Origin of the sequence: Nesterenkonia alkaliphila (genome assembly GCF_009758175.1) — a bacterium.
Classification (GTDB): Bacteria; Actinomycetota; Actinomycetes; order Actinomycetales; family Micrococcaceae; genus Nesterenkonia; species Nesterenkonia alkaliphila.
This window is the reverse complement of record NZ_WRPM01000097.1, coordinates 17,128-36,311: the sequence shown is the minus strand read 5'-3', so window position 1 is coordinate 36,311 and position 19,184 is coordinate 17,128. Positions and strand designations below refer to the sequence as shown.

Sequence of the window (19,184 nt, the reverse complement as noted above, 5' to 3'; positions counted from 1 at the left end):
AGAGGATCAATGACGGCTATTGCGCTCTTTCTCACGGCACTGGCGGTGCTGCTGGCGGTCCCTGTGCCGAAGCTGCTGCAGGGGGCCCGATTCCGCACCCGCTCCCCCTGGGCTGCGATGCTGCTCTGGCAGGCGATTGCGCTGGCCGGGGGGCTCTCCATGGTGGGAGCACCGATTGTGTACGGACTCTCTCCCTTCGGTGAGAACCTGCCCTCGGCGGTGAGCACCGCAGCCAGACTCACCGGGCAGGAGGACTACAGCGCCCTGGGCGAGCTTGACGTGCACCCCTGGCATATCTTTGCGCTGTGCCTGGGGATGCTGCTGGGCGGGCACCTGCTGCTGACGCTGGTGCGCACCTATGCCCGGGTGCTCACGGCCCGCCGCCGGCACCGCCAGTTGGTGCACCTGCTCTCCACTCCCCTGCAGAACGGGGACGACGCCGCCGACACCCAGGTCATCGACCACGACGCACCCCTGGCCTACTGCCTGCCCGGGCGCACCAACGCCAGCTCCGTCACGGTGCTCTCCCGCGGTCTGCTGGAGACCCTCAACGAGCGTGAGCTGGCCGCTGTGGTGGCCCATGAACAGACCCATCTGAAGCAGCGCCATCATCTGCTCACCATGGCCTTTGAGGCCTGGTACCGGGCGCTGCCCTGGCTGCCCACCACCCGCTACGGACGGGAGGCGGTGCTGGAGCTCACTGAGATGCTCGCCGATGAGGGCGCGCTGAGCACCAGTTCCAGGCAGGATCTGCTGCGCTCCTTGGCGCTGAGTTCCTCGGATCCCGATGAGCCGGCTTCTGGCTCAACCCACCAGATCACCGGAGCCCGGCTGCAGCGGCTGCTGATCCCCCAGGACCCTCTGGGCACACCAGCCCTAGTGGGCGTCGTCGTAGTCTCTGCCGCTCTGCTGGCGGTGCCCACGGGACTTCTGCTGCTGAACTGAGCTACTGCCGCGAGAGGAAGTCTGCTGCCCCGCCGACCAGCTCAGTGTGAGCCTGCTCCAAGCCGGGCTTATTGACCAGTTTGGCGATCTCCTCGGCGAATTCCTCCACTGTGTAGAGCTTGCCGGCAGCCTCGCGCCGGGCCTCGATAGCCCCGGGCTGGGCCCGGTTGAGCAGGGTGGCGGTGATGGTGCCCTCGATCATGTCCCCGGAGACGATGGTGAGCAGAATCCCCTTCTCGTCCAGGGCGGGCACCAGGGCGCGCAACGCATCCTCGCCGGCGCGCTTGGAGCGGGCCACCGGCTCATAGGCGTCCATTGTGGCCACCTGGTTGATGAAGTGCGCCTGATGGCTGGTCACGAACACGATCTGGGAGCCGGCCGGCATCACGTCCATCGCGGTCTCAACCATGGTGACCTGGGCGTCCCGGTTGAGTTTCAGGGCGTAGTGCTCACCCCTATCCGCCTCCATGCCTCCGGAGGCGTTGAGGATCAGCAGGTCCAGGGAGCCGAAGCTCTGCACTGCCGCCTCGACCAGAGCCTGGCTGCCGGCCGCCTCAGTGAGATCGGCCTGCACGGCCACAGCCCGGCCGCCGGCCTCCTCAATGCCTTTGACCACCTTATTGGCCCGAGGTGCCTTGGCCCGGTAGTTGACCACCACCCCTGCCCCACGCTCGCCGATCAACTGGGCGGTGGCGGCACCGATTCCGCGGGAGGAACCTGTGATGATGGCACCCTTGCCGGCCAAATCACGTTCTGTCATGAAATTCTCCTCAATATCTGCTGGTGGCGGGGGTGGGTCAGTGGCCCATGCCGAGTCCGCCGTCTACCGGGATCACAGCCCCGGAGATATAGGCAGCCTCCTCGCTGGAGAGCCAACGCACCACCTTGGCAACCTCCTCCGCCTCGGCGAAGCGCCCGGCGGGGATGTTCTCCAGGTACTTCTTCTGGGTGTCCTCGTCCAGCTGATCGGTCATATCGGAGCGGACGAATCCCGGGGCCACCACATTGGCGGTGATCCCCCGGCCGCCCAGCTCCCGGGTCAGCGAGCGGGCCATACCCACCAGGGCTGACTTGGATGAGCTGTAGTTGATCTGCCCGGGCGAGCCGTAGAGGCCGACTACCGAGCCGATCAGCACCACCCGGCCCCGGCGCAGCCTGAGCATGCCTTTGGATGCACGTTTGAGCACCCGGAAGGCGCCGGTGAGGTTAGTGTCCAGGACCGAGGAGAAGTCCTCCTCGCTCATCCGCAGCAGCAGGGTGTCGCGGGTGATGCCGGCATTGGCCACCAGGATCTCCACCGGACCGTGGGCCTGCTCCACCTGGGTGAAGGCAGCGTCGATGCTGGCAGAGTCGGTGACATCGGCGGCCACCCCCAGCGCCCCCTCCGGGGCCAGCCCGGTGCGGGTGGTGACGGCGACCTTGTCCCCGTTGGCGATGAATGATTCGGCGATTGCCCGGCCGATGCCGCGGTTGCCGCCGGTGATAAGTACTGATCGTTCGCTCATGCCTAACACCCTAACCCGGTCGCCCCGCTACCGATGAGTAATTCTTCTACGGGGCGTAGAATATAGGGATGACCTCTGAGGTCCACACCATCACCGACGCCCCGGTGCCGCACAGCGCCGAGCAGCACAGCAGGATGATGCGGTATGCCGTGGCGATGTCCATCCGCACTGTCTGCTTTGTGCTGGCCATCCTGGTGGGTGCGGTCTGGCAGAGCTGGTGGGCGCTGGCCTTCGTAGTCGGTGCGGCGGTGCTGCCGTATATCGCAGTGGTCAACGCCAATGCCGGCGGGGACCGCTACCGGGGCGGGGTGGAGACGCTTGAGCGCAATGCTCAGCGGCGGCTGGGCACCGGTGCCCAGGAGCCGGAGGCCGAACCCGCCCAGTGGTGGGAGGAAGAGAACGACGACGCCGCCCCCCACAGCACACAGCATGAGGCAGTGATCTCCGGGGAACTGGCTGAGGATGAGCCGAAGGAGGGGACGGACTGATGGATCTGCTCGGCGCATTGGAGAAGCAGGCCTCCGGCCAGCAGGGCCCGGAGACCCCCACCTGCTCACGCAAGGGCTGCACTGCCCCGGCGCAATGGCGAATCCTGTGGAACAACCCCAAGATCCATGATCCTCAGCGGCGCAAGGCCTGGCTGGGCTGCGATGAGCACCGGCAGTGGCTGGAGGACTTCCTCAGGGCCCGGCTGTTCTGGCGCAGCACCGAACCCATGGCAGCAGGTTCATCGTGAGGCAGCGCTATTCCTTCCTGCTCAGCCCGGTCTGGCTGAGCTGGCTGGCCGTCTGCGTGGTGTTCTGCTTCGCCTGCTACCTGCTGGGCCAGTGGCAACTGGACCGTCGGGAGTCCGCCTTGGAGGAGATCAACCGGATCGTCGCCAACTACGATCAGGAGCCGGTAGCCTACGCCGAGGCCCGCGAGCTGTTCTCCCAGGGCCGCCCGGAGGATGAGTGGACTGTCGTGCAGATTCAGGGCGAGTACCTCTGGGAGGACTCTCTGCTGGCCCGCAACCGGGGCCACGGGGGGCAGGTGGGCTACGAACAGCTGGTGCCGTTCCGGGAATCCGAGACCGGTGACGTCCTGGTGATCTCCCGTGGCTGGCTGCCCACCTCCAGCACTGACGGCTCGGTGCCGGCCTATAACCCGGACCCCCCTGCCGGCCAGGTGGATGCGGTGGTCCGGCTCAAGCCCGCCGAGCCGGCGATCGAGCGGGGGGCACCAGCTGGTCAGCTGGCCTCCATTGACCTGGGCCAGTATGGCTCCGAGGTGGACTATGCACTGGTTGAGGGTGCCTACGGGCTGATGGCTGAGGAATCACCCGCCGCTGCCGAGGCCCCGTATCAGCTGGCCCGGCCCAGCCTGGATGAAGGCCCGCATCTGGGCTATTCGATGCAGTGGGTGGCCTTCGGGCTGCTGAGCTTTGTGGGCTGGGGCTACGCCGCACGGGTGCACCGCCGCAATTTGGACCTAGAGGAGCTCGACGCCGCCGAGGACGCTGCCGGTGACTTCCCCACAACCGCGGATCTGGGCGCTGCCGATCCCCGTTTGGAGAAGCAGGAACGGGTGCGCCGAGCCAAGCAGCTGCACCGGCAGCAGCGCGGCAGATACTCCGATGAGGACGCCGAGGACGCCTGGGTGGAGAAGCGGCTCAGCCGCTCGGGCTGAGCTCATAGACCTCAGGCGCTGCTGTCTGCCTCTTGGTGAGGCTCCGCGGTGACAGTGAGGACCAGATCCTGGATGCGCCAGTCCAGCTCTGCACAGCTGCGCCGCAGCTCGTTCAGCCAGCAGACCTCCACCTCGGACCCGGCCACCTGCACGAAGGACTCCACATGCAGCACATGCCCCTCGTCCCGGGCACGGGTCTGGGCGGAGACGACCCGGGGGTCCTTAAGGAGACGGGAGTTGATCCGGGCGATCAGCGGGTGGGGTGCTGAATTGTCCACTGTAGTGGCGCGGGCGTCGGTGAGGTCGCGGATCGCGTCGCGGATGTTCTCCCAGCCGTCCTTGGTGATGCTGACCGAGATCACGAGCGCGGCGGCCGCATCGGCCCACCACCAGCCGAACCCGATGCCGGCCACACCTGCGGCAGTGGCCAGGCCGGTCAGCCAGTCCGCTCGGTTCATATCTGCATCTGCCCGCAGCACCTTGTCATGCAGCTGCTCAGCCAGACGCCGCTTGATTCGGCCCAAGATCACCGGGGCGATGCAGCTGGCCAGCGCCACCAGCATCATCAGCCAGCCCAGCCACACCGGGGTGCCGAAGACGCTGACCACCCCGATCGGCGGGCGCTCCCCCAACATCAGGCTGCTGCCGCCGTCGGCGATCAGCAGCAGCCCGACCCCGGCCAGGGCCACCCCGGAGACCAGATGTCCCACACCCACTGCGCGGTGATACCCGAAGGGAAAGCGCTCATTCGGTGTCCTGGTGGCCAGGCGCGCCCCGATGAGGAAGGCCAGTGGCGGCAGGAAGGAGAGCATGTCCTCGATCCACGCGGTCTTCATCGCCTGGGAGTTTCCCATCACCGCGGCCATCGCCACCACGGTCAGGCTCAGGATTCCCAGCCAGATCCATTGGAGGCGCCGGGCGGCGCGCAGTGCCTGCTTCTGCACCTGGGGCAGCTCGGTGTGTCCGAAGCGGCTCATCGAGTCCGCCTCTCGATGAAGTAGGTCTCCAGGTCTGTCAGCAGCGCATTCTCCCCCTGCTCAACGAGCACGATCCGTCCGGGATCATCTCCTGGGGTTGCGTAGGGCCTGGTGGGCGCCGCCTCGGAGGCCCAAGGGGTGTTCTCGTCGAACCCGCCGATGATCAGGTCCAGCTCGTGGTCCGCCATCAGCCCCACCAGCTCCGATTCGCTCCCCGGGACCCAGCGGATCTGTGCGCCGATCCGGTCGGCATAGCTGCTGATGAGCTCCACCTCGCTGCCTGCAGGGTGCTGCCCGGAGAGGTCGGTCCAGGGTGGGTGCTCCACCACTCCTACGCTCAGCTCACCCTCCCGGGCCTGGGCGAGGCTACGATCGGGGTCGGCTGGATACTCAGCGCACCCGGAGGTCCAGAGCACCCCGGCCAGTATCAGCAGCGCAGCGGGGCGGCGGCTCATCCGGGTCATCGGAGGTCTCCCATTGTCCTATGGAAACCGGGCGTCCTGAGAACTTCCTGTGAGCCGGTGTGCGACTATTCGAGGGTGACCAGGTCCGCATACTCCTGGGTGTAGAGATCCTCCACCCCGTCAGGCAGCAGCAGGACCCGTTCAGGATCCAATGCCTCGACTGCGCCGGGGTCATGGGAGATCAGCACGACTGCCCCCTCATAGGTGCGCAGGGCCGCAAGGATCTCCTCGCGGGAGGCTGGATCCAGGTTATTGGTGGGTTCGTCCAGGAGCAGGACGTTCGCGCTGGAGGCCACCAGGGTAGCCAGGGCCAGCCGGGTCTTCTCCCCACCGGAGAGCACGCTGGCGGGTTTGGCGACGTCGTCGCCTGAGAAGAGGAAGCTGCCCAGGATCTTCCGCTGGTCGGTGTCGTTGAGGAAAGGCGCGGCGGTCTTCATGTTCTCCAGCACCGAGCGTTCAGTGTCCAAGGTGTCATGCTCCTGGGCGAAGTAGCCCAGTTTGAGCCCGTGCCCGTGCAGGACCTCACCACTGTCCGGCTGGGCTGCCCCGGCCAGCAGGCGCATCAGAGTGGTCTTGCCCGCACCGTTGAAGCCCAGGATCACCACCCGGGAGCCGCGGTCGATGGCCAGGTCCAGTCCGGTGAAGATCTCCAGGGAGCCGTAGGACTTGCTGAGCCCCTTGGCCATCAGCGGGGTCTTGCCGCAGGGCTGGGGCTTGGGGAACCGGATATTGGCGACTTTGTCCGCCTGCCGCTCCCCCTCCAGGCCGGCCATCATGCGGTCGGCGCGCTTGAGCATGGACTGGGCGGCCACGGCCTTGGAGGCTTTGGCCCGCATCTTCTCGGCCTGGAACCGCAGGGCGGAGGCTTTCTTCTCCGCATTGGCGTACTCGCGTTTGCGCCGGGCCTCATCCTGCTCCCGCTGGGCGAGGTACTTCTTCCAGGTCATGTTGTAGACATCGACGCTCTGGCGCATGGCGTCCAGATACAGGACCCGGTTCACGGTGTTCTCGATGAGGTCCACATCATGGCTGATCATCAGCACCCCGCCGGGGAATGTTTTCAGGTGTTCGCGCAGCCAGGTGATGGAATCGGCGTCCAGGTGGTTGGTGGGCTCGTCCAGCAGCAGCGTATCTGCCTGGGAGAAGAGGATCCGGGCCAGTTCCACCCGGCGCCGCTGGCCGCCGGAGAGGGTGTGCAGGGGCTGGGTGAGAATGCGTTCGGGCAGGTCCAGATTGGCGCAGATGGTGGCGGCCTGGGATTCGGCAGCGTAGCCGCCGGCGGATTCGAAGCGGGCCTGGAGCTTCTCGTAGCTGCGCATGGCCTTATCGCTGACCGCGGCGTCCGCGGAGGCCATGTCCTGTTCGGCCTGGCGCATCTTTCGCACCACCACATCGAGCTCCCGGGCAGAGAGGATGCGGTCGCGGGCCAGCTGATCCATGTTCTCGACCTTGGGGTCCTGCGGCAGATAGCCGATCTCTCCGCGGCGTTCCACATGTCCGGCAGCCGGCTGGGTCTGACCGGCCAGCACTTTGGTCATCGTGGTCTTACCTGCACCGTTGCGGCCCACCAGCCCGATTTTGTCGCCGGAGTCGATGCGGAAGCTGACCTCGTCCATGAGCAGGCGCGCTCCAGCACGCAGCTCGAGGTTGGACACGTTGATCACAGGGGTAGCTTCTTCCAGTCAGGGGTCGGGACAACCTTTCTAGGGTACCGGCCCACCCCGCCCGCAGGCGAACGCAGAAAAGCCCGGCGGGCGCTGTGTCCCACCGGGCCTTCGATGCCTCTGCAGCGGCTCAGATGTTGAAGCCCAGGGCTCGCATCTGCTCCTTGCCGTCCTCGGTGATCTTCTCGGGTCCCCACGGGGGCATCCAGACCCAGTTGAGACGCCATTCGTCCACCATGGTGCCCACATGCTGGCCGACCTGCTCCTCGAGCACATCGGTGAGCGGGCAGGCGGCGGTGGTCAGGGTCATATCGATGACCAGGGCGCCGTCGTCCTCGTAGCGCAGCCCGTAGAGCAGCCCGAGGTCCACCACGTTGATGCCCAGTTCGGGGTCGATGACCTCCTTGAGCGCCTCTTCGATGTCCTCAAGCGGTGTCTGTGTTGCTGTCTCGCTCATGCTCTTCTTCCTTCCCGCATGTCTGCTGGTGCTGCTACGGGTATAACGTCTGGTCTGTTCCTACTATGCCTGAGTGGGCTGGGCCTGCGCCAGAGCCCCGCGCAGGGCCATCCAGCCGAGCAGGGCGCATTTGACCCGGGCGGAGTAGCGGCCGACCCCGGTGAAGGCGCCCAGATCATCCAGCAGGTCCATCTTTTCCTCGTCCAGCTCCTGGCCGCGGTTGTGGATGAGCTCCCGGAAGGTCTCGCCGAGCTGCTCGGCCTCGGCCACGGGTTGACCGTGGACCATCTCATACATCAGTGAGAGCGAGGCCTGGGAGATGGAGCACCCTTTGCCGGTCCAGGCCAGGGAGTCTATGGCCCCCTCGGCCAGCGTCACCTGGACGGTGCACTCGTCCCCACAGGTGGGGTTGACCTGGAAGGACTCCCCGTCGGGGGCCTGCAGTTCGCCCTCGCCGGAGCGTTGCCGGGAGTGATCCAGGATCACCTGCTGGTAGAGCTGCTCCATTGCATCAGCCAAAGAACTTCACCACCTGGTGCAGGCCTGCGATGAAGGCCTGGATATCTGAGCTGCTGGTGTATACCCCGGCGGAGGCACGGGTGGAGGCGTGTACGCCGAAGGCTCGGTGCACCGGCTGGGCGCAGTGGTGGCCCACCCGTACCGCGATGCCCTGGTCGTCGAGGACCTGGCCCACATCATGGGGGTGCACTCCGGGCACGTCGAAGGCCACCACGGCCAGCCGGTCCTGCGTGCTGCTGGGGCCCAGCACCCGGACCCCGGGGACCTCTGCGATGCCGGCCAGCAGTTCACCGGCCAGCTGGTCTTCGTGGGCTGCGAGCTTGTCCATGCCGATCCCGGTCAGATAGTCCACTGCGGCGTGCATGCCCACAGTTTGGGCCACCATCTGGGTGCCTGCCTCGAACCGTTGGGGCGGAGGCATGAAGGTGGTGGACTCCATAGTGACGATCTCCACCATGGATCCGCCGGTGAGCACAGGCGGCATCGCCTCAAGCAGTTCGCGCCGTCCGTAGAGCACCCCGACCCCGGTGGGGGCCAGCATCTTGTGCCCCGAGAAGGCGGCGAAGTCCACGCCCAGCTCTGCAAAGTTCACCGGCAGGTGTGCCGCTGATTGGCAGGCATCGAGCACCGTATAGGCGCCGACCTCCTGAGCGCGGGCCACAATGGGCGCGGTATCAGTGATCGCCCCGGTGACATTGGAGGCGTGGGTGAAAGCCACCACCCGGGTGCGTTCGGAGATGACGTCGAGCTGCTCCAGGTCCAAGCGGCCATCAGGCGTGACCGGGATCCAGCGCAGCACGGCACCGGTCTTGGCGGCCAGCTCCTGCCAGGGCACCAGGTTGGCATGGTGTTCCAGCTCGGTGACCACGATTTCGTCACCGGCGTTGAGCCGGAATCGCTCAGCCTCCGCTCCCCCGCGGCCCAGAGTGGCATTGAGGAAGCTGTATGCCACCAGGTTCAGGCCCTCAGTGGCGTTCTTGGTCCAGATAATCTCACCGAAGTCTGCTCCGACGAACTGTGCCACACCAGCCCTGGCGCCCTCATAGGCCTCTGTGGCCTCCTCGGCGATCTGGTGGGCCCCGCGGTGCACGGCGGCGTTGTGCCGGGAGTTGAAGGCGCGTTCGGCCTCCAGCACCGCAGCCGGCTTCTGGCTGGTGGCGCCTGTGTCCAGGTACACCAGCGGCTTCCCGCCGCGGACCGTGCGGTCCAGCAGCGGGAAGTCCCCGGCGAGATTGAGCAGATCAGTCACACATAACCTTTCAGCGGTGCTGTGGTGGACGAGAGGCAGCTAGGCCGCCGCAGCGGCACCGAGGAAGCGGTCGTAGCCGTTGGCCTCGAGCTCATCAGCCAGTTCCGCACCGCCCTGCTCGGCCACCTTGCCGTCCACGAACACGTGCACGTAGTCGGGCTTGATGTAGTTGAGGATGCGGGTGTAGTGGGTAATCAGTAGGGTGCCCATGTTGTTCTCGTCATGAGCGCGGTTGACACCCTCGGAGACCACGCGCAGAGCGTCGATGTCCAGGCCGGAGTCGGTCTCGTCGAGAACGGCGAACTTCGGCTTGAAAAGCTCCAGCTGCAGGATCTCCACCCGCTTCTTCTCGCCGCCGGAGAAGCCCTCGTTGACATTGCGGTTGGCGAAGTCCGCATCGATGCGCAGCTTGGCCATGGCCTCCTTGACCTCTTTGGCCCAGGTGCGCAGTTTGGGGGCTTCGCCGTCGATGGCGGTCTTGGCGGTGCGCAGGAAGTTGGTCATGGTGACCCCGGGGACCTCCACGGGGTACTGCATGGCCAGGAACAGGCCGGCCTGGGCCCGCTCGTCGACCTCCATCTCCAGGACGTCCTCACCGTCTAAGGTGATGGAGCCGGAGGTGACCTCATAGCGGGGGTGTCCGGCGATGGTGGCGGCCAGGGTGGACTTGCCGGAGCCGTTGGGGCCCATGATGGCGTGGATCTCCCCGGAGTTGATGGTCAGGGAGACTCCCTTGAGGATGTCCTTAGTGCCCTGCTCGGTCTCGATGGAGACATGCAGATCCTTGATCTCGAGAGTTGACATGGTGTTTCTTGGTCCTTTTCCTAAAAGAGTTCGCTAAAAAGTACGACGACGCGGCAGGGCTAGTTGCCGTGGATCTCCAGTTCGGCCTCGAGGTCCTCCTGGAGGGACTCTTCGATGCTGGGCACCCCGATCTTCTGGATGATCTCGTTGAGGAAGCCGCGCACCACCAGCTGGCGGGCGATCTTCTCAGGGATGCCGCGGGCCATGAGGTAGAACAGGTGGTTCTCGTCGAACCGGCCGGTGGAGGAGGCATGGCCGGCACCCTCGATGAGGCCGGTCTCGATCTCCAGGTTCGGCACGGAGTCGGCCCGCGCACCGTCGGTGAGCACCAGGTTCTGGTTCTTCTCGTAGGAGTCGGTGCCCTCGGCGGCTGCGCGGATGAGCACATCGCCGATCCACACAGTGCGGGCCGTTTCGCCCTGCAGCGCACCCTTGTAGAGCACATTAGAGGTGTTGCGCGGGGTGTTGTGGTCCACGAAGGTGCGGTGCTCGATGTGCTGACCGGAGTCGGCGAAGTACAGGCCGTACATCTCAGCCTCAGCGCCTTCCCCGGAGTAGCGGAAGTTCGCGTTGAGCCGGACCACGGAGCCGCCCAGGGAGACCGCGATGTGCTTATAGCTGGCGTCCTGACCGACCTCGGCGTCGTGCTGGCCGGCATGGACTGCGTCGTCGTTCCAACGCTGCAGGGAGATCACGGTGAGATCGGCGCCCTGGCCGAGCTTGACCTCGACGTTGCCGTTGAAGTCGGCGCTGCCGCGGTGCTCGAGCACGAACACTGCCTTGGCGTTGGGCTCGGCCTCCAGCACGATGTGGCTGTTGGCCCGAGCGCCGGCCTGCTTACCGGTGATATCCACCCGGACCGGCTCTGCCAGCTCAGTGCCCTCGGTGACCTTGAGGTAGAGCGCCTGCTCGGTGTTTTTGTAGGCGACCACCGCGGCCCGGTCAGCCGGCTGCAGCACGGATCCGCGGGGGGCCTGCCCATCGCGGAGTGTGGAGACGACCAGGCCGTCCACGTTCTCGGTGACCTGGTAGTCCACCGGCTCGTCCTCAGTGCCGGCATTGGCCGTGGGCGCGTCGCTGAGCACTCCGGCCAGCTTCTTCAGAGGGGTGAACCGCCACTCCTCCTCACGCCCGGTGGGCTCGGGAAAGCCCGCGAGCTCGTACCCGGTGTGCCGGTTGCCCCGGGAACCTGAACCTGCGGTGAGCGGCTTGGCGGTCTCCCCCACCCCGCCGTGGCTGTGCTCGGCGGCGGCATTGGTGGAGTTGGCGAGGTTCTCGCCCTCCTCAGTGAAGCCGGGGATGGAGATGCGGCGTTCGCCGACTTCTACTCCGGCGACCTTCTCAGTGGTCTCTGTCATTGTTAGCCTACGGATCCTTCCATCTGCAGTTCGATGAGTCGGTTGAGCTCCAGGGCGTACTCCATGGGGAGTTCGCGGGCGATGGGCTCGATGAAGCCGCGCACGATCATGGCCATCGCCTCATCCTCAGCCATGCCGCGGGACATCAGGTAGAACAGCTGGTCCTCGGACACCTTGGAGACTGTGGCCTCGTGCCCCAGGGTGACATCGTCCTCACGGATATCGATGTAGGGGTAGGTGTCGGTCTTGGAGATGGTGTCCACCAGCAGGGCGTCACAGACCACGGAGTTGGCGGAGTTCTTGGCCTCGGCATTGATCTGCACCAGCCCGCGGTAGGAGGCGCGGCCACCGGAGCGGGCCACCGACTTGGAGACGATGGAGCTGGAGGTGTTCGGGGCCATATGCACCATCTTGGAGCCGGTGTCCTGGTGCTGGTTGGCGCCGGCGAAGGCCACCGAGAGCGTCTCGCCCTTGGCGTGCTCGCCGGTGAGGTACACAGCCGGGTACTTCATGGTGACCTTGGAGCCGATATTGCCGTCGATCCACTCCATCGTGCCGCCGGCATCCACCACAGCGCGCTTGGTCACCAGGTTGTACACGTTGGTGGACCAGTTCTGGATGGTGGTGTAGCGCACCCGGGCGTTCTTCTTCACCACAATCTCCACCACGGCGGAGTGCAGGGAGTCGGTGTTGTAAATGGGCGCGGTGCAGCCTTCGATGTAGTGAACGTAGGAGTCCTCATCGGCGATGATCAGGGTACGCTCGAACTGGCCCATGTTCTCGGTGTTGATCCGGAAGTAGGCCTGCAGCGGGATCTCCACGTGTACGCCCTTTGGCACGTACACAAAGCTGCCCCCGGACCATACTGCGGTGTTCAGGGCGGCGAACTTATTGTCGCCCACCGGGATCACCGAGCCGAAGTACTCCTCGAAGAACTCCGGGTGCTCCTTCAGCGCAGTGTCAGTGTCCATGAAGATGACGCCCTGGGCCTCGAGGTCCTCACGGATCTGGTGGTAGACCACCTCGGATTCGTACTGGGCGGCCACACCGGCCACCAGGCGCTCACGCTCAGCCTCCGGGATGCCCAGCTTCTCGTAGGTGTTGCGGATGTCCTCAGGGAGGTCCTCCCAGGTCTGGGCCTGCTTCTCGGTGGAGCGGACAAAGTACTTGATGTTGTCGAAGTCGATCTCCGAGAGGTCCGCGCCCCAGGTGGGCATCGGCTTGCGCTCGAAGTACTTCAGGCCCTTCTGGCGCAGCTTGAGCATCCACTCGGGCTCGTCCTTCTTGCCGGAGATATCGGCGACGACCTCGGGGTTGATGCCGCGGCGCGCATTGGCACCGGCATCGTCCTTATCCGCCCAGCCGTACTCATAGTTGCCCAGTCCCTGCAGCTCAGGGTTGTCGTCCAGGATCTTCTGGATGACCACGGGGTCTTCGGTGTTCCGCAGAGCTTCCTCTGCCTGTGCAATCTGCTCGGTCATGACAACCTCTCTTGTTGACGCGGAGAAATCACGATTCTCTTCCGGGGGGCGTTCCTGCCTCCCGGCGAAGTCTGTTCTGAGTCCAGCCGGGCGCGGGCTGCGCGTTCGGCCGCGAGCTTCTCGCGGCCTACCGGGACGTGGGTGGTGCACACATGGGCACCAGCGGCCTGGGTGGAGAGGCGGCGGACGTCCACATCCAGCAGCCGTCCGATCATTGCCGTCTCCTCCTCACAGAACACCGGATGGGCCGCTGCTATTTCCCGCACCGGGCAGTGGCCCTGGCAGAGTTGGGTGGACTGCATGGCCAGCAGCGGGTTGTCCCGGCCCACCAGACGGGTGAAGCCGGCGAATCCGGCGGTACTGAAGTATTCGGCGAGCTTCTCAGTGCGCTCGTCCAGGTCTTCAATCTCAGCCAGTTCGGCACTGCAGCGTTCCTCGAACCGGCCGAAGTAGGCCTGGGCCACCGCCCGGGCGGCGGGACTGTCTTCTGTCTTGGTCTCCCCGGCCCCGGTGCCTGCGGCATCCAGAGGTGTGGGGGCGGCGTCGTGCTGGCCTTCTGCGGAGTGCCTCTCCAGCACATCCAGCGCGGTGCGGACCAGGGTCAGGTAGTCATCGCCGAGCTCCTGCTGACCGCGGGAGGAGATGACATAGCGGCGGGAAGGCCGGCCGGCGCCTTTGCGGCGGGAGGTGACGTTCTTGACCTCCACTACTCCCTGCTCCGTCATGGCGTCGAGGTGGCGGCGGACTGCGGCTGCGGTCAGGCCGAGTTTGCGGCCCAGCTGGGCGGCGCTGATCGGGCCTTCCTCGACCACCAGCTGGATGACACGGTCCCGGGTGGAGCCGTCGGACTCGGGCGCCTGGGCATCTGCTGCCGGCGCACTCATCCTGTCATCGAATTTCATAACTCTATTCTGACCTATTCAGAACAAGACTGCCAGCAAGGCGGACCTAAGTCGAGCATCAGGCGTCACCTGAACATCCTCCACGGACCCACCAGGTCAACCGCACCTTCGTATAGCAAGCCTGCCGCTGCCCGGCTGGATAAACTGAGTGCTATGAATGGGCAATGGGCATCCTCAGCCCAGCGGCGGTGGGCAGCTGCCATGAGCGCGCCTCTATTGGTGCTGGCCACAGGCTGCGCACAGGAACCGGCCCCGGCACCCCCGGTGGCACAGCAGGCCCAGGAACAGTCACCGCTGCCGGCCGAGGAGCCGGAGGAGTCTGAAGAGCCGCAGCTGCCGGAGTCCACCGAGGAGGATGACGGCCTTTACCGCCTCAGTGAGCGGCCAGACTTCCCGCAACTGCAGGAGCGCATCCGGGGACTCGAGCAGCAGTACTACTCCGCCTACGCGGATGGCAGCATCTACGAGCTCACTCCGGCAGGTGATGATTATCTGGGCGATTACTACGCCTGGGGGTTTGTCACCGAGATCAATGACTACTACCTCGAGATGCTCGACGCCGATGAGGTCACCAGCGAGGACCCGGCGGAGTTAGACGAGTACATCGAGCAGACTCTGGGCTACCTCGATGAGCTGGAGAAGCGGTTCACCGAGGGGCGGCTGCTCAACGTCCCGGCGGAGGATCCCGATGACTGGTACGAATACGATGAGCGCCACCCGGAGTTCTATGAATGGGAGCAGCAGGCTGCGGCCTATGCGCCGCGGCCGGACAGCAGCGGCGCCTACTGGGATGCCGGCGAGGAGCTGGCAGCGATCTTCGGCCTGGAGGTGGAGTACGACTTTGACGAGGTGGTCTGCCTGGATGTCCGGGACAACACCCGGGACACCGGCTACTACTGCGAGGCCACCCCGGAGGTGATCTACCTCAACGATGAGCACATCTATATTGAGAGCAATGTGCGCCACGTCTGGTGGTATGAGGTGGTTCGCCACGAGATCGCCCACCACCAGATCCACATGAAATGCGGATCGATGGCCCCACCGATTGCCGAGGGGCAGGTGGAGGCGGTGACCAGCGCCTATGCGGTGCTGTTCCTGGGAGCCGACCGGGAGACCCTGGAGCTCGGCGAGGAGCCGGGATCGGAGTACCTGATGACCGATGAGTCCTTCGAAATCGCCCAGGCGATCGGTGATGAGCACTGCTTCGAGCTGCCCTGAGCTGCCCGTCCCGGCCATACTTCTACGCCCTGTAGAAAACTGTAGACTGGTGCGGTGCCCGCATCTGCCCCCTGCCTGAGCCTGACCGGTGTGCGCTACGCCCTCGGCTCGGCCCGTTCCACCAGCGGGGTCACCGAGATCCTTTCCGGTGTGGACCTTACCGCCCGCCGCGGCGAGGTCACTGTGATCATCGGCCCCAACGGGGCCGGAAAGACCACTACGCTGGGCTGCGCCCAGGGTCTGATCCGCCCCTCCGCCGGCACCGTCAGGCTGCTGGGCCAGGACCCCTACCGGGCCGGGGCCGAACTCCGCGCCCGGGTGGGCGTGATGCTGCAGGACGGCGGACTGCCGCAGTCGGTGAAACCGCTGACCCTGCTGCGGCACATCGCCGCCCTGCATCAACGGCCCTGGCCGCTTGAGGACCTCATTGAACGCCTGGACCTGGGCGGGTTCCTGAGCACTGCCGTGCGCCGGCTCTCAGGGGGTCAGAAGCAGCGCATCGCCATGGCAGCGGCCCTGACCGGCAACCCCGAACTGGTCTTCCTGGACGAGCCCTCAGCCGGATTGGATCCGCAGTCCCGCCAGCTGGTGTTCGAGCTGATCGCAGAACTGCGCAGCCGCGGCACCGGGATAGTGCTCACCACCCATCTGCTGGAGGAGGCCCAGCAGCTGGCCGATTCGGTCTACATCCTCAAAGCCGGCAGGGTGGTCCGCCACGGCACAGTGGCCGAACTCACCGGCGGGGCCCAGGGCGCTGCCCGGCGGCTGACCTTCGCCTCCCCCCGGATCCTCACCACGGCCGAGCTTCAGGCGGCCCCGCTGCCGGTGGCCCTGGACAATGGGGCCAACCGGTCCGGCTCATACTGGGCGGTGGAGAGCATCGGCTCCGCCGCAGACCTGCAGGCGCTGAGCACCTGGTGGGCGCAGATCGATCTGCTGCCGGCCGAGATCAGCTTCGAAGCCCGCACCCTTGAGGATGTCTTCTGGGAGGTCTCCGCGCCATGAGCCCCCAGCCCAGCCGCACCAGTACGACGACGCCTGCTCCCTTGGCTGCCCCGGCCCACCGGCGGGTGCTGGCCCATGGGCTCTATGAGGCGCGGCTCACCCTGCGCAACGGCGAGCAGCTGCTGGTGAGCCTGATCCTGCCGCTGCTGGTGCTCATCGGACTGCACCGCGCCCATTCGATCACTGAGATCATCCCGGACATCCAGACCGTTGCCCCCGGAGTGCTGGCCCTGGCGGTGATGGCTTCTGCCTTCACCGGGGCGGGGATCGCCACCGGATTCGAACGCCAATACCGGGTGCTGGCCTTCCTCTCCACCACCCCGCTGGGCTCGGCCGGCCTCATCCTGGGCAAGGCACTCGCGGTGCTGTGCGTGATCCTGGTGCAGGTCCTGGTGCTCGGCGGGACCGCACTGGCGCTGGGCTGGGCCCCGAAACCCTCCGGACTGCTCTGGCTGGTCTGCGGCCTGGTGCTGGGCGCTGCCGCCTTCACTGCGCTGGGTCTGCTGATCGCCGGTACGGTACGGGCCGAGGCCACACTGGCGGTGACCAATGTGACCTGGGTGCTGATGGGAGCTGCCGGCGGTGCGGTGATCCCGCTGAACTATGAGGGTGCCGGAGCGCTGCTGCGGGGCCTGCCCTCTGCCGCCCTGGGCGAGGCCCTGCGGGAGCCCGCCCTTACCGGGAGACTGCCCGCGCTGCCGCTGCTGATCCTCACGGCCTGGGCCGTGAGCGCCGTACTTCTTGCCAGGAGGTTCTTCCGTTGGACGTAATCACCCGCCGGCTGCCTGACCGGATCACCCACACCACAAAGGTCCTGGCCTGGGCCACGCTGATCTCCAATATCGGGATCATCCTCACCGGGGGCGCCGTGCGGCTGACCGCCTCCGGCTTGGGCTGCCCGGAGTGGCCGCGCTGCACCGCCGATTCCTGGGTCTCCACTCCGGAGATGGGCATCCACGGGGCCATTGAGTTCGGCAACCGGATGCTGACCTATGTGCTGATCGCGATCAGTGTGGCGATGTTCCTGGCCGTGGTGCGGCTCTGGGCCACCCACCGGGCCTTGGTGGTGCGCACGGTGATCATCGGCTTCGGCATCCCGCTGCAGGGAATCATCGGCGGAATCACCGTATGGACCAATCTCAACCCGTGGGTGGTGGCGCTGCACTTCCTGGCTTCGGCCGGGCTGGTGCTGGTGGCCACCCAGCTGCTCAGCCGGGTCCGGTTGGAGCTGAACCTCTCCGCACAGCCTGGCCAACCCCTGGTGGACGGGGAGCACGACGCCGCCACCCGCCAGTTGGCAGCCATCGTGCTGGCCGCCAGCTGGGTGGCAGTGGTGCTGGGCACAGTGGTCACCGGCACCGGTCCGCACGCCGGGGACCCTGGTTCACCGCGGCATGAGTTCAATGCCGAGCTGGTGACCCGGCTGCATGTGATACCGGTCTACCTGCTCTGTGCCGCTGCGATCTTCATGGCCATCCGGCAGTTCCGACTGCGTACCTCACCGGCTCAGCGCCGGGCGGTGTGGTTCCTCATCGCGGTGATCATCGCCCAGGGCGTGATCGGCTACTGGCAGCACTGGACCGGACTGCCCATCCTGCTGGTGTGGCTGCATATGCTGGGCTCAGCGGTACTGATGGTGGCCGCGACCATGGTGTTCGACCGCTACCTTGGGCGCTACCGCACCAGATCGCTCACTCAGCGCGGCACCGTGTCGTCGTAGACGCCGATGCTGCCCGAGTAGTTGGCCACCCAGACGCTGCCGGTCATCGGATCGTAGCTGACCCCGATGGGCAGATGACCTGTGGGTTGGCGCTGGATCTCCTCCAAGGTCTCGGCGTCGAACTTGGAGACCGTATCCTCATAGTAGTTGACCACATAGAGGGCCGTGCCGTCAGCGGAGATATCCATAGTGCGCGGCTCACGACCGGTGCTGGTGGAGGCGATGACCTCATCAGTCTCGGTGTCGAAGGCCACCAGCAGATCGGAGCGGCTGAAAGTCACGTAGAGCACCTCAGAGTCCGGGGAGAGCACCAGATGCCTCGGGAAGTTGGCCTGGTCATAGATGACCTCGGCCTCACCGGTCTCCAGGTCGACTTTCCAGAGCTGATTGGCATACATCGCGGTGACGTACACGGTGCGGTTGTCCGGCATGGCGGCGATGCCCCGGGGCTGAGAGCTCAGCGGCACCCGCATCTCCTCCTGGCCGGTGGCGGTGTCCACCACCGAGAGGTCGAAGTCGCACCAGTTGGTGACCAGCAGTCTTGACTCATCTGGAGTCAGGGCCTGGAACTTGGGCACCCGGCCCACCTCGATGAACTGGTCCCAGTCCTGCTCGGCCACGCTGTAGCGGTAGACAGCTGAGGGCGGGACCTGATCCCCGTTGCGGCAGTCGTCATAGGCCGCGGCTCCGATGCCCGCCAGATCGTACTGGGAAACGTAGGCGTACTGCCCGTCGGAGGTCCATACGGCTTCCACCGGGGCGCCCTGCACAGTCTCCGGGTAGCCGTCCACCCCGAGCGCCCCGGGGCTGATCGAGTCGGAGAGCTCCTGCACCAGCTCCCGGGACTCAGTGTCGTAGAGGGTCACCGTGTGCTGATACATCATGTTGTTGGCGATGGCCAGGCCGTGGCCGTTGGAGACCACAGACTTGGGGCTGATCACCGGTTCGCTGATGGTGTCCACCTGCTCGAATCCGGTGCTGTTAGCCGGGGGAAGCTCCGGCAGCTCTGTGCCGGCGGCGTCGTTCTCTGTGGCGCCTTCCTCCGCGGCCTCCTTTTCAGCCCCGCTCTCGGTGCCCTCGGGGCTCTCAGCCTCGCTGGCCTCGACAGTGGGGCCCGGGATAGTGGCCTCGCCCTGCTCCGCAGCCGGGTCCGGGGAGTCCCCGCCGCAGGAGGCTGTGGTCAGCAGAACGGTCAGAGCAGCCGCCGCCAGGGCGGTGCGGGGCGACCGGATGGAGTTCTGGGGCATG

Annotated in this window: 21 protein-coding genes; 8 read left to right on the top strand and 13 right to left on the bottom strand. The window is 66.0% G+C overall.

The annotated features are described in order from the left end of the window. Positions 1–9 precede the first annotated feature (9 nt). A complete protein-coding gene (locus GNZ21_RS13385; protein ID WP_157325176.1) occupies positions 10–945 on the top strand; it encodes a M56 family metallopeptidase in 936 nt (311 codons plus the stop codon). Between the two features lies 1 nt (position 946). Here the strand turns inward: GNZ21_RS13385 and GNZ21_RS13380 are convergent, their stop codons facing one another. Both GNZ21_RS13380 and fabG read right to left on the bottom strand, forming a co-directional pair. Further along, complete coding sequence (locus tag GNZ21_RS13380) at positions 947–1,705, bottom strand: SDR family oxidoreductase (RefSeq protein ID WP_157325175.1); 759 nt, start codon at positions 1,703–1,705, stop codon at positions 947–949. 37 nt (positions 1,706–1,742) lie between these two features. Next, positions 1,743–2,450 carry a 3-oxoacyl-ACP reductase FabG gene (fabG, locus tag GNZ21_RS13375; RefSeq protein WP_157325174.1) on the bottom strand — a complete coding sequence of 236 codons (708 nt, stop codon included), beginning with the start codon at positions 2,448–2,450 and terminating at the stop codon, positions 1,743–1,745. A 68-nt stretch (positions 2,451–2,518) separates the two neighbouring features. On the opposite strand from fabG, the gene GNZ21_RS13370 reads away from it, so the two are divergent. Genes GNZ21_RS13370 through GNZ21_RS13360 form a run of 3 tightly spaced genes read left to right on the top strand, consistent with a single transcriptional unit; the run spans position 2,519 to position 4,118 of the window. Next, a complete protein-coding gene (locus tag GNZ21_RS13370; protein ID WP_157325172.1) occupies positions 2,519–2,938 on the top strand; it encodes a DUF3099 domain-containing protein in 420 nt (139 codons plus the stop codon). Continuing rightward, entirely contained in the window at positions 2,938–3,186 is a 249-nt protein-coding gene (locus GNZ21_RS13365; protein ID WP_157325170.1) for an acetone carboxylase, read from the top strand. The genes GNZ21_RS13370 and GNZ21_RS13365 overlap by 1 nt, the downstream gene beginning before the upstream one ends. After that, positions 3,183–4,118 carry an SURF1 family cytochrome oxidase biogenesis protein gene (locus GNZ21_RS13360; protein ID WP_229659372.1) on the top strand — a complete coding sequence of 312 codons (936 nt, stop codon included), beginning with the start codon at positions 3,183–3,185 and terminating at the stop codon, positions 4,116–4,118. Before GNZ21_RS13365 ends, GNZ21_RS13360 begins: the two co-directional genes overlap by 4 nt. An 11-nt stretch (positions 4,119–4,129) precedes the next feature. On the opposite strand, the gene GNZ21_RS13355 is transcribed toward GNZ21_RS13360, so the two are convergent. The 10 genes from GNZ21_RS13355 to GNZ21_RS13310 all read right to left on the bottom strand — a co-directional run bounded on the left by GNZ21_RS13355 (position 4,130) and on the right by GNZ21_RS13310 (position 13,993). Continuing rightward, the gene (locus GNZ21_RS13355) at positions 4,130–5,095 is read right to left on the bottom strand and encodes a cation diffusion facilitator family transporter (RefSeq protein WP_157325168.1); all 966 of its coding nucleotides are present in this window, start codon (positions 5,093–5,095) and stop codon (positions 4,130–4,132) included. Continuing rightward, positions 5,092–5,559 carry a transporter substrate-binding domain-containing protein gene (locus GNZ21_RS13350; RefSeq protein WP_157325157.1) on the bottom strand — a complete coding sequence of 156 codons (468 nt, stop codon included), beginning with the start codon at positions 5,557–5,559 and terminating at the stop codon, positions 5,092–5,094. Before GNZ21_RS13350 ends, GNZ21_RS13355 begins: the two co-directional genes overlap by 4 nt. A gap of 65 nt (positions 5,560–5,624) precedes the next feature. Next, positions 5,625–7,223, bottom strand: a complete 1,599-nt coding sequence (locus GNZ21_RS13345; protein WP_188503453.1) for an ABC-F family ATP-binding cassette domain-containing protein — start codon at positions 7,221–7,223, stop codon at positions 5,625–5,627. A gap of 130 nt (positions 7,224–7,353) precedes the next feature. After that, positions 7,354–7,680, bottom strand: coding sequence for a metal-sulfur cluster assembly factor (locus GNZ21_RS13340; RefSeq protein WP_150462450.1), 327 nt, complete (start codon positions 7,678–7,680; stop codon positions 7,354–7,356). Positions 7,681–7,743: 63 nt separating this feature from the next. Next, positions 7,744–8,199, bottom strand: a complete 456-nt coding sequence (gene sufU, locus GNZ21_RS13335) for a Fe-S cluster assembly sulfur transfer protein SufU (RefSeq protein ID WP_229659373.1) — start codon at positions 8,197–8,199, stop codon at positions 7,744–7,746. Continuing rightward, positions 8,192–9,448, bottom strand: a complete 1,257-nt coding sequence (locus GNZ21_RS13330; protein WP_229659374.1) for a cysteine desulfurase — start codon at positions 9,446–9,448, stop codon at positions 8,192–8,194. Before GNZ21_RS13330 ends, sufU begins: the two co-directional genes overlap by 8 nt. Positions 9,449–9,487: 39 nt before the next feature. After that, positions 9,488–10,252 (bottom strand): Fe-S cluster assembly ATPase SufC, encoded by a 765-nt coding sequence (gene sufC, locus GNZ21_RS13325; RefSeq protein ID WP_157325155.1) that lies wholly within the window; start codon positions 10,250–10,252, stop codon positions 9,488–9,490. A 59-nt stretch (positions 10,253–10,311) separates the two neighbouring features. Next, positions 10,312–11,610, bottom strand: coding sequence for a Fe-S cluster assembly protein SufD (sufD, locus tag GNZ21_RS13320; RefSeq protein ID WP_157325152.1), 1,299 nt, complete (start codon positions 11,608–11,610; stop codon positions 10,312–10,314). Positions 11,611–11,612: 2 nt separating this feature from the next. Beyond that, positions 11,613–13,091, bottom strand: a complete 1,479-nt coding sequence (gene sufB / locus GNZ21_RS13315; RefSeq protein ID WP_157325150.1) for a Fe-S cluster assembly protein SufB — start codon at positions 13,089–13,091, stop codon at positions 11,613–11,615. Then, positions 13,088–13,993: a helix-turn-helix transcriptional regulator gene (locus tag GNZ21_RS13310; protein WP_157325148.1), complete on the bottom strand. Its 906-nt coding sequence runs from the start codon at positions 13,991–13,993 to the stop codon at positions 13,088–13,090. The genes sufB and GNZ21_RS13310 overlap by 4 nt, the downstream gene beginning before the upstream one ends. A 153-nt stretch (positions 13,994–14,146) precedes the next feature. Between GNZ21_RS13310 and GNZ21_RS13305 the strand changes: the two genes are divergently transcribed. The 4 genes from GNZ21_RS13305 to GNZ21_RS13290 are packed head-to-tail and all read left to right on the top strand — an operon-like array spanning position 14,147 to position 17,936. Continuing rightward, positions 14,147–15,211 carry a hypothetical protein gene (locus GNZ21_RS13305; protein WP_157325146.1) on the top strand — a complete coding sequence of 355 codons (1,065 nt, stop codon included), beginning with the start codon at positions 14,147–14,149 and terminating at the stop codon, positions 15,209–15,211. Between the two features lie 54 nt (positions 15,212–15,265). Continuing rightward, positions 15,266–16,216, top strand: a complete 951-nt coding sequence (locus GNZ21_RS13300) for an ABC transporter ATP-binding protein (RefSeq protein WP_229659375.1) — start codon at positions 15,266–15,268, stop codon at positions 16,214–16,216. After that, positions 16,213–16,986: an ABC transporter permease gene (locus GNZ21_RS13295; RefSeq protein WP_157325144.1), complete on the top strand. Its 774-nt coding sequence runs from the start codon at positions 16,213–16,215 to the stop codon at positions 16,984–16,986. Before GNZ21_RS13300 ends, GNZ21_RS13295 begins: the two co-directional genes overlap by 4 nt. Continuing rightward, a complete protein-coding gene (locus GNZ21_RS13290) occupies positions 16,977–17,936 on the top strand; it encodes a COX15/CtaA family protein (RefSeq protein WP_157325142.1) in 960 nt (319 codons plus the stop codon). Before GNZ21_RS13295 ends, GNZ21_RS13290 begins: the two co-directional genes overlap by 10 nt. Here GNZ21_RS13290 and GNZ21_RS13285 read toward each other — a convergent pair. Then, positions 17,912–19,183, bottom strand: coding sequence for a YncE family protein (locus GNZ21_RS13285; RefSeq protein WP_157325140.1), 1,272 nt, complete (start codon positions 19,181–19,183; stop codon positions 17,912–17,914). The genes GNZ21_RS13290 and GNZ21_RS13285 overlap by 25 nt on opposite strands. Between the last annotated feature and the right edge of the window lies 1 nt (position 19,184).

Bases quoted from the DNA above. Each gene is read 5' to 3' on its own strand.
- GNZ21_RS13355 (WP_157325168.1), bottom strand. From the start codon at position 5,095: ATGAGCCGCTTCGGACACACCGAGCTGCCCCAGGTGCAGAAGCAGGCA.
- GNZ21_RS13305 (WP_157325146.1), top strand. From the start codon at position 14,147: ATGAATGGGCAATGGGCATCCTCAGCCCAGCGGCGGTGGGCAGCTGCC.
- GNZ21_RS13365 (WP_157325170.1), top strand. From the start codon at position 2,938: ATGGATCTGCTCGGCGCATTGGAGAAGCAGGCCTCCGGCCAGCAGGGC.
- sufC (WP_157325155.1), bottom strand. From the start codon at position 10,252: ATGTCAACTCTCGAGATCAAGGATCTGCATGTCTCCATCGAGACCGAG.
- GNZ21_RS13340 (WP_150462450.1), bottom strand. From the start codon at position 7,680: ATGAGCGAGACAGCAACACAGACACCGCTTGAGGACATCGAAGAGGCG.
- fabG (WP_157325174.1), bottom strand. From the start codon at position 2,450: ATGAGCGAACGATCAGTACTTATCACCGGCGGCAACCGCGGCATCGGC.
- GNZ21_RS13350 (WP_157325157.1), bottom strand. From the start codon at position 5,559: ATGACCCGGATGAGCCGCCGCCCCGCTGCGCTGCTGATACTGGCCGGG.
- GNZ21_RS13285 (WP_157325140.1), bottom strand. From the start codon at position 19,183: ATGCCCCAGAACTCCATCCGGTCGCCCCGCACCGCCCTGGCGGCGGCT.
- sufD (WP_157325152.1), bottom strand. From the start codon at position 11,610: ATGACAGAGACCACTGAGAAGGTCGCCGGAGTAGAAGTCGGCGAACGC.
- GNZ21_RS13310 (WP_157325148.1), bottom strand. From the start codon at position 13,993: ATGAAATTCGATGACAGGATGAGTGCGCCGGCAGCAGATGCCCAGGCG.
- GNZ21_RS13385 (WP_157325176.1), top strand. From the start codon at position 10: ATGACGGCTATTGCGCTCTTTCTCACGGCACTGGCGGTGCTGCTGGCG.
- GNZ21_RS13380 (WP_157325175.1), bottom strand. From the start codon at position 1,705: ATGACAGAACGTGATTTGGCCGGCAAGGGTGCCATCATCACAGGTTCC.
- GNZ21_RS13295 (WP_157325144.1), top strand. From the start codon at position 16,213: ATGAGCCCCCAGCCCAGCCGCACCAGTACGACGACGCCTGCTCCCTTG.
- GNZ21_RS13370 (WP_157325172.1), top strand. From the start codon at position 2,519: ATGACCTCTGAGGTCCACACCATCACCGACGCCCCGGTGCCGCACAGC.
- sufB (WP_157325150.1), bottom strand. From the start codon at position 13,091: ATGACCGAGCAGATTGCACAGGCAGAGGAAGCTCTGCGGAACACCGAA.